General features: G+C 60.9%; 11 protein-coding genes. 8 read left to right on the plus strand and 3 right to left on the minus strand.

What is annotated here, in order from left to right; all coding sequences use genetic code 11:
- Positions 1-309 precede the first annotated feature (309 nt).
- Together ASD32_RS02980 and tldD are read left to right on the plus strand one after the other, a co-directional pair.
- A complete protein-coding gene (locus ASD32_RS02980; RefSeq protein ID WP_060636419.1) occupies positions 310-849 on the plus strand; it encodes an invasion associated locus B family protein in 540 nt (179 codons plus the stop codon).
- Positions 850-1,122: 273 nt separating this feature from the next.
- Positions 1,123-2,538, plus strand: coding sequence for a metalloprotease TldD (tldD, locus tag ASD32_RS02985; protein ID WP_060636420.1), 1,416 nt, complete (start codon positions 1,123-1,125; stop codon positions 2,536-2,538).
- Positions 2,539-2,612: 74 nt separating this feature from the next.
- Here tldD and ASD32_RS02990 read toward each other — a convergent pair whose 3' ends face one another.
- Positions 2,613-3,875, minus strand: a complete 1,263-nt coding sequence (locus ASD32_RS02990) for a D-alanyl-D-alanine carboxypeptidase family protein (RefSeq protein WP_244490085.1) — start codon at positions 3,873-3,875, stop codon at positions 2,613-2,615.
- Positions 3,876-4,283: 408 nt separating this feature from the next.
- Here ASD32_RS02990 and ASD32_RS02995 point away from each other — a divergent pair, with 408 nt between their 5' ends.
- Together ASD32_RS02995 and ASD32_RS03000 are read left to right on the plus strand one after the other, a co-directional pair.
- Entirely contained in the window at positions 4,284-5,174 is an 891-nt protein-coding gene (locus ASD32_RS02995; RefSeq protein ID WP_060636421.1) for a hypothetical protein, read from the plus strand.
- Positions 5,175-5,345: 171 nt separating this feature from the next.
- Positions 5,346-6,377 (plus strand): polysaccharide deacetylase family protein, encoded by a 1,032-nt coding sequence (locus tag ASD32_RS03000; protein WP_082546619.1) that lies wholly within the window; start codon positions 5,346-5,348, stop codon positions 6,375-6,377.
- Positions 6,378-6,393: 16 nt separating this feature from the next.
- Here ASD32_RS03000 and pdxH read toward each other — a convergent pair whose 3' ends face one another.
- The gene (gene pdxH, locus ASD32_RS03005) at positions 6,394-7,014 is read right to left on the minus strand and encodes a pyridoxamine 5'-phosphate oxidase (protein WP_060636528.1); all 621 of its coding nucleotides are present in this window, start codon (positions 7,012-7,014) and stop codon (positions 6,394-6,396) included.
- 124 nt (positions 7,015-7,138) lie between these two features.
- Between pdxH and ASD32_RS03010 the strand changes: the two genes are divergently transcribed.
- From ASD32_RS03010 to ASD32_RS03025, 4 genes are all read left to right on the plus strand, one after another.
- Complete coding sequence (locus ASD32_RS03010) at positions 7,139-7,588, plus strand: RT0821/Lpp0805 family surface protein (protein ID WP_060636529.1); 450 nt, start codon at positions 7,139-7,141, stop codon at positions 7,586-7,588.
- 217 nt (positions 7,589-7,805) lie between these two features.
- Complete coding sequence (locus ASD32_RS03015; protein WP_060636423.1) at positions 7,806-8,957, plus strand: DnaJ C-terminal domain-containing protein; 1,152 nt, start codon at positions 7,806-7,808, stop codon at positions 8,955-8,957.
- 252 nt (positions 8,958-9,209) lie between these two features.
- Positions 9,210-10,028 carry an enoyl-ACP reductase FabI gene (gene fabI, locus ASD32_RS03020; RefSeq protein WP_060636424.1) on the plus strand — a complete coding sequence of 273 codons (819 nt, stop codon included), beginning with the start codon at positions 9,210-9,212 and terminating at the stop codon, positions 10,026-10,028.
- Between the two features lie 90 nt (positions 10,029-10,118).
- A complete protein-coding gene (locus ASD32_RS03025; RefSeq protein WP_060636425.1) occupies positions 10,119-10,703 on the plus strand; it encodes a histidine phosphatase family protein in 585 nt (194 codons plus the stop codon).
- A gap of 336 nt (positions 10,704-11,039) precedes the next feature.
- Here ASD32_RS03025 and ASD32_RS03035 read toward each other — a convergent pair whose 3' ends face one another.
- Positions 11,040-11,300, minus strand: a complete 261-nt coding sequence (locus ASD32_RS03035) for a DUF1344 domain-containing protein (RefSeq protein WP_060636427.1) — start codon at positions 11,298-11,300, stop codon at positions 11,040-11,042.
- Positions 11,301-11,550: the final 250 nt, after the last annotated feature.

An 11,550-nucleotide genomic window follows, 5' to 3' on the forward strand; every position in this document is an offset into this window, starting at 1 on the left:
GCGCAAACTGTGCTTTTCACACAAACTGTTCAGCCATGCGGCGCCCACCGTTACCGGCAGCGGCTCCATACAGCACGCGCGCCATGCCAGTCTTTCACGCCAGTCTTATCGCCCCTATAGCATATATAAGGAACGACCGGCACTCCATCCGCAGCCTAATAAAGCGGCGTTTCGCTAAAACCGGACCATTTAGACCGGTCCAGGAGCCCCATTTCCGCCACACCGGGCTGGAATGTACCGCGCGGGGCTTTTCATTTGCGGCTACGCGCTTCAAGAATAGCCAGACTGATTCTTAAGTTTGAGGTTTTCATGGGCCTGTCCCTCCTTTCCCGGCTGCCGATCGCGGCGTTCGGACTTGCTGCCACACTCTTTTCCTATACGGCAGCGGCCCAACAGCCCGGAGCACAACAGCCAGGTACACCCGGCACCGTGAAATCAAACCATGGTGCGTGGTCGATCGTCTGCGACCAGCCGGCCGGCGCAACCGCCGAACAATGCGCGCTGATGCAGAATGTCATTGCCGAGGACCGTCCCGAGGTGGGCCTTTCGGTCGTCGTCCTGAAGACGGCGGACCGCAAGGCGAAGATCCTGCGCGTGCTTGCTCCGCTCGGCGTTCTCTTGCCGAACGGGCTTGGCCTCAATGTCGATGGCAAGGATATCGGCCGCGCCTATTTCGTCCGCTGCTTCTCCGACGGCTGCTATGCCGAAGTGGTTCTGGAAGACGAACTCCTGAAAACCTTCCGCTCCGGCGCCCAGGCAACCTTCATCGTCTTCCAGTCTCCGGAAGAAGGCATCGGTATTCCGGTTGACCTGAAGGGGTTCGGCGAAGGCTACGACGCACTGCCGTAAGCAGTTTCTTTTTCTCTTCTCCCCAGCGGGGAGAAGTGCCGAACGCAGTGAGGCGATGAGGGGGCCAAGGGCACGGACTGTCTGTGAGGCTCCCCCTCATCCGGCGCGACGCGCCACCTTCTCCCCGCTGGGGAGAAGAGGAGCCGCCCGCTTTTTTGCAAAAATGGCAAACCAATGCATCACGGCGGTAGCGTCTCCACATCTGTGCTTGCCCCTTCTCTTACGGGTCCCTAGATAAGCAGGGTCCCCCTCTGCATATGGAGCCCCTCGCCCATGAACACCGATCTCATCAAACTGTTCGACAGCGACGAGGCTGCCATTCGCGACGTGCTGGCGCAGACCTTGGCGGGCGCCGATGATGGCGAGCTGTTCATCGAGCATAGCCAGTCGGAATCGCTATCCTTCGACAATGGCCGTCTGAAAGGTGGCAGCTTCAACACCGATCAGGGATTTGGCCTGCGGGCGGTTGCCGGCGAAGCTGTTGGCTATGCGCATGCGGGCGATCTTTCGCTGTCGGCTTTGAAACGGGCTGCCGATGCGGTCGGCGCCGTGACGCGGGGTTATTCCGGCACTTATGCGGCAGCACCCCAGCGCACCAACAAGAAACTCTATGGCGACGAGAACCCGATCGGCGAGCCGAGCTTCGAGGCCAAGGTTAGGCTGCTGCAGGAGATCGATGCCTATCTGCGTGCCAAAGACCCGAAGGTCCGCCAGGTGACGGCCTCGATCGCTGCCAGCTGGCAGGTGGTCGATATCCTGCGCGCCGATGGCGAGCGCATGCATGATATCCGGCCGATGACGCGCCTCAACATCTCCGTCGTGGTGGGCGACGGTGACCGGCAGGAAGCCGGCTCCTACGGCGTCGGCGGCCGTCGCGGCTTTGGCGATTTCATTGCTGCCGGCAATTGGCAGAGTGGCGCCGACGAAGCGCTGCGCCAGGCGCTGGTCAATCTGGACGCCATCGACGCACCGGCCGGAACCATGGATGTGGTTTTGTCCTCCGGCTGGCCGGGCGTCATGCTGCATGAAGCGGTCGGCCATGGCCTGGAGGGCGATTTCAACCGCAAGAAGACATCGGCTTTTGCCGGGCTGCTCGGTCAACAGGTGGCGGCCAAGGGCGTTACCGTGGTCGATGACGGCACGATCGAAAGCCGCCGCGGCTCGCTCACCATCGATGACGAGGGCACACCATCCGCCTATAACGTGCTGATCGACGACGGCAAGCTGGTTGGCTATATGCAGGACCGCCAGAACGCCCGGCTGATGGGCATGAAGGCGACCGGCAACGGGCGGCGCGAATCCTACGCGCATGTGCCGATGCCGCGCATGACCAACACCTATATGCTTGGCGGCGACAAGAGCCCGGACGAGATCATCGCCTCCGTCAAGAAGGGTATCTATGCGGTTTCCTTCGGCGGCGGCCAGGTGGATATCACCTCGGGCAAGTTCGTCTTCGGCTGCACCGAGGCCTATCTGATCGACAACGGCAAGATCGGCGCGCCCGTCAAGGGCGCGATGCTGATCGGCAATGGCCCGGACGCCATGCAGCGGATCACCATGATCGGAAACGATATGAAGCTCGATACCGGCATGGGCAATTGCGGCAAGGGCGGCCAATGGGTCCCCGTCGGCGTCGGCCAGCCGCATCTGCGCATGAACGAAATGACCGTTGGCGGCACGCAGGCCTGATTGAAGAAAGGCCGCATTTTGGAGAGACCGGCAGCAACGACGGCCGGGCTCACCAGTTGCCAAGCCCCTCCCCGTCAGCCGCGTGACGGCAGCAGCATGCAGTCGTAGGAGTGCTGCTTCAGCCAGTTGCAGGCGGCATCCGCCTCGTCGCGGCTGTCGAACCCGACGAACCGGGCGCGGTAGATGGTGCCGGCCCCTTGGCCGACGGCTTCCGTATAGGGTGAGGCTGATTTCAGCGTATGGCCGGCAACGGAGCGTGCCTGCGCCAAAAGTGCCCGCGCGGCTTCCTGCGTCGGTGCCGCTGAAATCTGGATCTGCCAGGCACCGGCGGGCAAGATATCCGCCGTCTTTTCCAACTCGTCCATGACGGCCGGGCGCTCGGCCGGGATTGTCGCGTGCGACGAGGCGATCAGTGCGGCAACGGCGTCGCCGCCCCGGCGCTTGGGGGCGGCAAAGGGCAATGGGACATCGGACGCACCGAGCGCTGCCACCTCGACCGCGCCACCGGTCTTGGCCGCAGCGAGCAGCGCGCGGCTGCCTGCGTTCGACGCCTTGCCCAGATGACGGTCGAGAAGGGCTGCCATCTTGTTGTCGCGGCTTTTTGCCGTGCGGCCGCCGAGCACCACGCCGACCACACGCCGGTTGCCATGGCGCACGGCGCTGACCAGGTTGAAGCCGGAGGCATTGGTATAGCCGGTCTTGATCCCGTCCATGCCGTCATAGCGATACATCAGATTGTTATGGCCACGCACCTTGCGGCCGCGAAACATGAAGCTCTGCGTCGCAAACAGCCTGTATTCCCTTGGGAAATCCCGCATCAGCGCGATGGCAAGCGTGGACATGTCGCGCGCCGTGGTCACCTGGGCCGAGGCCGGCAAGCCGGAGGCATTGATGAAGACGGTGCGGCTCATGCCGAGCTGGCGCGCCTTTTTCGTCATCATCTGGGCAAATCTCGCTTCCGTGCCGCCGAGCTTTTCCGCCATGGCGGCCGCAGCATCGTTGCCCGAGCGCACGATCATGCCCAGCACTGCCTCGCGCACCGTCAGTTTCATCCCGGCCTTCAGCCCCAGCCGCATCGGCGGCTTGGCCGCCGCCGTCTTCGACACCTTGATCGTGCTATCCCAATCGATCGTGCCGCGATGAAGCGCCTCGAAAGCAAGATAGAGCGACATCATCTTGGTGAGCGAGGCCGGATGATTGAGCGTGTCTGGATTTTCCGAGGACAGCACCTTGCCGGTGCGGGCATCGATGATGATTGCGGCACTGCCGGCCAAGGCCACGGACGGCGCAAGCGCGAATGTCAATATTGCCAAAAGCAGGCAGCGGAAGGTCATCATGCCGGTCCCCCTCAATCGCACCGGCAAGCAGGCGCCGTGCGTCATAGGGAGACAGAGCCGTGTCTTTGCTGCAACTTTGCGGCCGATTGCGTTTATACGGCACAACTTTTGTCCGGCTGGTAAACGAAGATTTAACACGGACACCGTCCGGGCGGGACCAAAGCCGCCAGCCAACAGGCTTCCACCAAGGCTCCGGGCGGCAATCCTGTTCATTTGCTGCAAGGTTCAGTTGTCGCGGGAACCAAACGCCCCTCGCCGCGTTATTCGGGCACGCCGCATAACCGTTTGAAAAAGCGGCCGGTTCATTGCAAGGAGAGACATCATGGGACGCGGAATTCTACTTTGGCTGCTGGGGGTTCCGATCCCCATTATTATCCTTCTCGCCCTCTTCTTCCGATAGGTGGCGCGATGACAATCCCGGTCTCAACGGTGCCAGCCGGCACCACCATCGAATCATCGGATTCCGCTGTCAGCTGGGGTGCAATTATCGCAGGCGCCGTGGCGGCTTCTGCAATCACGGTCGTTCTGTCGCTGCTCGGATCCGGCATCGGACTGAGCATGGCGTCACCCTTTTCATCCGAAGGCGCATCCCTGACCACCTTCGCCATCACCACGGCGATCTGGCTGATCATCGTGCAATGGGCGTCTGCCGGTTTCGGCGGCTATATTGCCGGACGTCTGCGGACGAGATGGACAGGCGTCAACCGTGACGAAGTGTTCTTTCGCGATACGGCGCATGGCGTGCTCGCCTGGGCACTGGCCACATTGATCGTTGCTGGTGCTCTGGGTTCGGCCATTTCTGCCACGGTCGGCGCTGGTGTGCAGGCGACTGCAACGGTGACCGCCGGTGCAACGGCAGCGGGTGCAGCGGCCGCGTCTTCGGATGCGGGCAGCAATGCGACATCTTACTTTGTCGATAACCTGCTGCGTCCGACAGCCCCGTCGCCTGCAGCTGCAGGCTCTGCCGACGATACGGCAGGACAGGTGTCGCGCATCCTCATCAACAGCGCTGCGAATGGCGAAATGTCTGCGGGCGACCGCACCTATCTCGACCAGCTCGTGGCCTCGCGCACCGGTCTTTCCGAAGCCGATGCCAAGGCCCGCGTTGATGGCGTCCTGAAAAGCATCGACGATGCAAAGGTTGCCGCGACCGAAGCAGCCGAAACGGCACGCAAGACCAGTGCATCGGTTGCCCTGTTCGGTGCCTTGTCCCTGCTGATCGGCGGCTTTGTCGCTGCGGTCGGTGCGGCACTGGGTGGCCGCCAACGCGACGAAGTTGATGGCGTGCTTGCCCGTTAACAGTCTGGCCCGTTAACAGTCTGGACTGAAACAGTATCGAAGGCGGACTGCGAAAGCGGTCCGCCTTTTTTATTTGTGCGAAAACCACATGTGGCAGCGTTCAGGCGGTGTTAACGCCGCCGCCGTTAATGTTGCGCTGTTCATTTCGACTGGGGACCACGCTTGAAATCCATGCTGCGACAGGCTGTCAAACGCTCGGCCATTACCGTTGGCCTGAACGCTGCATTCGTGTTGCAAGCCTGTGGTGCCATGCGGCAGGCGCGCGGGCGCGGCGCGATCTTCACACTGCATCATGTGCGCCCGAAACAGCCGCGCGCCTTCGATCCCAACGCCCATCTGGAGATCACGCCGGAATTTCTGGAAACGGCATTCGTGACGTTGAAGCGCGATGGCTACCGGTTCATCGCGCTTGATGCCCTGCCCGCCCATCTTGCGTCCGGTGATCCCCAGCCCGTTGCGGTCTTCACGCTGGATGATGGCTACCGCAACAATCTAGACTATGCCGCGCCGGTATTCTCCCGGCACGGCGTGCCCTTCACCGTATTTGTTGCAGGCGGGTTTATCGATCGCACGCACACGCTCTGGTGGGAAACGCTTGCCGATCTGCTGGAGGGGCAATCCAGCCTGACGTTCGATTTTGGCGCAGGCGAGGAGACTGTCACGCTTGGCACGCTGCGTGAGAAACAGGCCGTATTCGACCGGTTTGCGGCCTTTCTTCACGCCATCGATGAGGCCACGGCGATCACCCGTCTCAACCAGACAGCGCAGGCGTTTGGCATCGATCCCATGGGAATAACCGCTGCCCTGACGCTGGACGAAACAGGGCTCAAACGTCTCACTGACAATCCGCTCGCCAGCCTTGGGGCGCATACGATCAGCCATCGCTCGGTGACGCGCCTGAGCGAAGAGACGGCCGGCATGGAAATGGAGCATTCAGCCCGCAGGGTGGAAATGATCACCGGAAACCGGCCGGCATCGCTTGCCTATCCCTATGGCTTTGCCAGCGCCGTTTCTGCGCGCGACCACAAGCTGGCGGCGTCGCTGGGATTTACGACCGCAGTGACCACGCAGCCGGGAACCCTGCCGGGGACCGCCGGCATGACGGCCCTGCCGCGCATATCGCTGAACGGCCATTTCCAGAAGGCGCGTTATGTCAGCGCGCTTGCTTCCGGCATTGCCTTCAAACTGATGGGCGCGCGCTGAGACCCTTCCTATTTCGTCAGGGATACATCCGCACCTTGTTCCAGTCGCCTTCCGCCTCGTCGCGGCGGAATTCGATGCGGTCGTGCAGGCGGAAAGCGCCGTCCTTCCAGAACTCGATCGAGGTCGGCTTGATGCGGAAACCCGACCAGTGGTCGGGGCGCGGAATATCGCCGATGGCGTATTTCAGCGTATATTCGGCAACCGCCTTTTCCAGCGCGAACCGGCTTTCGAGCGGCCGCGATTGCTTGGAAGCCCAGGCACCGATGCGGCTGCCGCGCGCCCGCGTCTTGTAATATTCGTCGGCCTCCTGGGAGCTGACGATCTCGACAGGGCCGCGCACCCGGACCTGGCGGCGCAAAGTTTTCCAATGAAAACACATTGCCGCCTTCATATTGCCGAGGATTTCCTGCCCTTTCTGGCTTTCGAAATTGGTGTAGAACACGAAGCCGCGCTCGTCGAAATCCTTCAACAGCACCATGCGCACATCCGGCAGGCCATCGCCGTCCACCGTCGCCAGCGCCAAGGCATTGGGATCGTTGATTTCTGCGGCCTGCGCCTCTTTCAGCCATGTGCCAAAAAGGGAAAAGGGCTCATTCTCTTGCGTGAAGTCACCAGTTGTTAACCCAGTCTCACTCATATTGCCATCCAATGCCGTAATGTGTGGCGCGACACCGTTTCGCCCGCCGAACAAAAAATGTCAGAGCTCGCACGTTGCGTCTCCGGACCTTGAAGCCGCTCTTTCCAGTCTGACAGGTATGCCATTGCAAGACATAGCAAAGTGGATCGAGGACAGAAAGGTTTTATCCCGGTTGGGCGGGATTGCCGCACTGTGCCTGACTGCGACCAGCCTTTCGGGATGCCTCGGCGGCCTTGACTTCTCCGGAACGCCGGATGTCGACAGGACCGTTTCGACAAGCTCAGTTCCGGCTGTGCGCAGTGACGAAGACAATTCCGATGCCGTCACTGTCAGAAACGCCGTGTCATCGGCCGATGTGACCCGCATGTCCGGAAATCCCATTCCCTGGGCGAATTCCAGCTCGGGCAGCGCCGGCGTGATCAGCAGCATCGCCGAGGAACAGGTCAACGGCACCACCTGCCGCCGCTTTACCACCACGCGTCATTCCTATCAGGGCATCGCCAAATTCGACGGTAACACCTGCCTTCTGGGCAATGGCGAATGGTATCTGACCAGTTTTGGCCCGCGCAGCTGATCCTTTGCCGATACCGCCCGTTAACCACGCTGCAACAAAGGCGCGGTGGAGGGCGATTTACACAACCGGCGGGCGCCCGCAGCTAACCGGAATTTAAGCAGCCGCTTTACATCATCACCGCAAAAGGGACAAAGCCGCCGGCGCGGCTTCCCGATTGTTTCAACAGGCTGAAGCGAACCGCAACATGCGGCCTCGGTCTTCAAGGGCGGTGACAGGCATGCGTGATCCCTATTCAGTGCTCGGCGTCAGACGCAATGCCGGACCCGACGAGATCAAGGCCGCCTGGCGCTCCGTGGCGAAAGCCGTGCATCCCGACCAGAACAAGGACGATCCGCTCGCCACGCAGCGCTTTGCCGAGGCCGGCCGCGCCTATGAGGTGCTGAAGGACCCGAAACTGCGCAACCGCTACGACTATGCCCGCCGCGAGGCCGAACTGCGCCGCATGGAAGACATGAAGCGCAAGGCGCGCGGACCAGAGGAAGAGACCATCGATCCGGAAACCGCCGAAGACATGATCTCGCGCATCTTCGGCGCCGACGACCGGGCAAAGGCCGAGAACGCCCGCCGCGAAGACCGCAAGCCGGCAGCCGGATCGCAGGCCGCCACACCAAAGGCAAAGCCGGACGCGAAGCCGCAACAAAGAGCCGAACCGAAGTCCGAGGCGAGGCCCGAACCCAAAGCCGAACCTAAGCCCGAACAAAGGGCAGAGGCAGAACTGGAGACCGGCACCGAAGCAAAGGCCGAACCAGCGGACAAGATGCCGATCTTCGGCGGCTTTCCGCGCGCGGCGGCACCGGCCGCAGACCTGGTTTCGGCCATCGTGCGGCGGATCCGGGGTGCGGCAAGCAAACCCGCGCTTGAAAAGGTGCCGGATATTTTCTGCGACGTCACGGTTTCGATCGAGGACATTTTCCGCCGGGAAAAGCCTGTGGCAACGCTGCCCGACGGCAAGACCCTGAAGGTCGCCCTGCCCCTGGGCACCACCGATGGCAGCGTCGTGCGCCTCAAGGAAATGGGCTACCGGCTGAACGGCATGCAGCGCGGCGATGTCGTCGTTGCGGTGCGCGTGCTTGAGGATGGCCGCTTCCGCACCGACGGTACGGACCTGCGCACCACCCTTCCCGTCAATATCCAGGACGCAATCCTTGGCTGCGATATGACGGTCGAAACCCTGACCGGCCCGGTCAGCGTCACCATTCCAGCCTGGTCGGGCTCCGACCACGTGATCAGGCTGGAGGGCCATGGCCTGCCGGCAGCTGAGGGCAGACGTGGCGACCTTCTGGTGGAACTGCGGCTGATGCTGTGGGAAAAGCCGGATGAAAAGGTAACCGACCTGATGCGCAGCCTGCGCAACGGCCTGTTCCTGTAACGGTTTTGCGACAAAATCCTGGGATGACGGCGGCCTTTCCGGCTACTGACCCAATATTACGGGGACTAACAGTTCCTGATCTCCCCCGCGCTTGAACCACCGGGACGGCTATGTCATAGCCAATGCTCGAAAAATTCAGAGCCGACGCGACCGCAAGGGGCGCGAGGGCTCCGGCAAGTTCAACATATGCGCATTTCCAGCCGGCACAGGCCTGGCTGATGAAAGCATAGGCTTTATTGGGGGCATAACATCATGTCGCAAACATCCGGTCTGATGAAGGGCAAACGCGGCCTCATCATGGGGGTCGCGAACAACCGGTCGATCGCATGGGGCATTGCCAAGGCAATTCACGCGCAGGGCGGCGAACTGGCATTCACCTATCAGGGCGATGCACTGAAGAAGCGGGTCGAGCCGCTGGCCGAGGAACTCGGTGCGGTTCTCGCCGGGCATTGTGACGTCAGCGACGAGACCACCATCGACGCCGTCTTCGAACATCTGGAAAAGACCTGGGGCAAGATCGACTTCCTCGTTCACGCCATCGGCTTTTCCGACAAGGACGAACTCACCGGCCGCTATGTCGACACGTCGGCTGCCAACTTCGCCCTGACGATGAACATCTCGGTCTATTCCTTCACCGCCGTTGCGCGGCGCGCCGAAAAGCTGATGACCGATGGCGGCTCGATGCTGACCATGACCTATTACGGCGCCGAAAAGGTGATGCCGAACTACAACGTCATGGGCGTTGCAAAGGCGGCGCTCGAAGCCAGCGTCAAATATCTTGCCGTCGATCTCGGCCCGAAGAACATCCGCGTCAACGCGATCTCGGCCGGCCCGATCAAGACGCTTGCCGCCTCCGGCATCGGCGACTTCCGCTATATTCTCAAGTGGAACGAATATAATGCACCGCTGCGCCGCACCGTCACCATCGAGGAAGTCGGCGATGTCGGCCTCTACATGCTGTCGGACCTGTCACGCTCGGTGACCGGCGAGGTCCATCATGCCGATAGCGGCTATCATGTCGTCGGCATGAAGGCGGTCGATGCGCCGGATATCGCCGTCGTCAAGGACTGACACGCAGACGAAAGCATTCCGGGGCTGCTGCAGAAAAGCCGCCCCGGCTCCTGCCTTGGGTCTCAAGGACCCCTCTCCCGGAGTTTCTCCGTGACCATTTACATGATCCGCCACGGCCAGACCGACTGGAATGCGCAAATCCGCATGCAGGGACAGAAGGACATACCGCTCAACGATACCGGCAGGCGGCAGGCGAGCGGCAATGGCCGCGCCCTTCTCGATCTTCTGGGACAGGAGGCGAACACATTCGACTTCGTCGCCAGTCCGCTTCACCGCACCCGCGAGACCATGGAACTCATTCGCGAAGCCATAGGCCTTGCCCGCTCCGGATACCGGATGGACGACCGCTTGAAGGAAGTCTCCTTCGGGGATTGGGAAGGCTATACAATGGCCGAACTCGAGCGGGACATGCCCGAGCGTGTCGCCGAGCGGGAATTGTCGAAATGGGATTTCATCCCGCCGGGAGCGGATGCCGAAAGCTATGAGATCCTGTCATGGCGGGTCGGCGCCTGGCTTTCCAGCGTTTCGGGCCCAACCGTCTGCGTCAGCCATGGCGGCGTCATCCGCACATTGTTCAAGATATGCGGTGCGATGGACGCGGAAGAGGCAGCGCTTGGCGCCATCCCTCAGGACCGGATTTTGAAAATTGAGAACGGCACGATCGGCTGGCTCTGAACCCAAACCGACTGAGCAACACTGAACCGGTGGTACCAGACTGCTGCCACTGAATAAGCTTGTTTGACGAGAACGATACCTCACTCTCCGTCATCCTCGTCCTTGTGGCGGGGATCCAGCGACCCGACGTCCGTCGGGTCAAAAGACTCTTTCAGCTCAAGGACTTGAGCTGGCTGGATCCCCNNTGCAACCCGCTCAAATTCCCCAGTGACCTGCAGGATTGTTAGATAATACCTTTGTTTATCACCAGTCTGCGGCACTGTACCGGTGCTGCGAATGCAATCTTGTATTGAGGATCGATAGCGCCAATCCTTGGCGCTTCATCGGCCTTTAATCTTACTGCACGATTTCCAGATCGTTGATGACTCGCTTGCCGTCAACCTCGGTGTAGAACACCAGAACCTTGACGCCCGCTTTGAGGCCATCGAAATTGAATTCCTCTGGCGCCTGGTAATTCTTGCCGTCGTCCAGCGACAGGCTCAGCTTGTCCGTATCGACGCCGGTGATCACGGCTTCGACATCTGCACTTTCGGCGAACGCGGCAAGCGGTGAAAAGAAACCGGCTGCGGCCATCAACGTAGCAACGATGAAACGCATCTGTCTTGCCCTCTTCAGTGATTCATTCAATTTTGTTGTGCCCATTATTTGACCCCTGATTGTGGCAAAAATCGCCCGTTGTCGTGTCATTTAAAATTTTATCGAATTTGGAACGCACATGGTTAACGAAGCCTTGACCGGTCTTTGCCAACCCCTTCCGCAAGCGCAAATTTCATAACAGGATCAGAGCCTAAAGCCAATCTTAAGACTCCCTCTCTACCGTGAACCGGTTGAATATGAGGTGCATGGC

This window comes from Rhizobium sp. Root483D2, assembly GCF_001426685.1.
GTDB classification, from domain to species: Bacteria; Pseudomonadota; Alphaproteobacteria; order Rhizobiales; family Rhizobiaceae; genus Pararhizobium; species Pararhizobium qamdonense.

Coding starts and splice junctions, on each gene's coding strand:
- ASD32_RS02980 (WP_060636419.1), top strand. CDS start 310: ATGGGCCTGTCCCTCCTTTCCCGGCTGCCGATCGCGGCGTTCGGACTT.
- tldD (WP_060636420.1), top strand. CDS start 1,123: ATGAACACCGATCTCATCAAACTGTTCGACAGCGACGAGGCTGCCATT.
- ASD32_RS02990 (WP_244490085.1), bottom strand. CDS start 3,875: ATGATGACCTTCCGCTGCCTGCTTTTGGCAATATTGACATTCGCGCTT.
- ASD32_RS02995 (WP_060636421.1), top strand. CDS start 4,284: ATGACAATCCCGGTCTCAACGGTGCCAGCCGGCACCACCATCGAATCA.
- ASD32_RS03000 (WP_082546619.1), top strand. CDS start 5,346: ATGCTGCGACAGGCTGTCAAACGCTCGGCCATTACCGTTGGCCTGAAC.
- pdxH (WP_060636528.1), bottom strand. CDS start 7,014: ATGAGTGAGACTGGGTTAACAACTGGTGACTTCACGCAAGAGAATGAG.
- ASD32_RS03015 (WP_060636423.1), top strand. CDS start 7,806: ATGCGTGATCCCTATTCAGTGCTCGGCGTCAGACGCAATGCCGGACCC.
- fabI (WP_060636424.1), top strand. CDS start 9,210: ATGTCGCAAACATCCGGTCTGATGAAGGGCAAACGCGGCCTCATCATG.
- ASD32_RS03035 (WP_060636427.1), bottom strand. CDS start 11,300: ATGCGTTTCATCGTTGCTACGTTGATGGCCGCAGCCGGTTTCTTTTCA.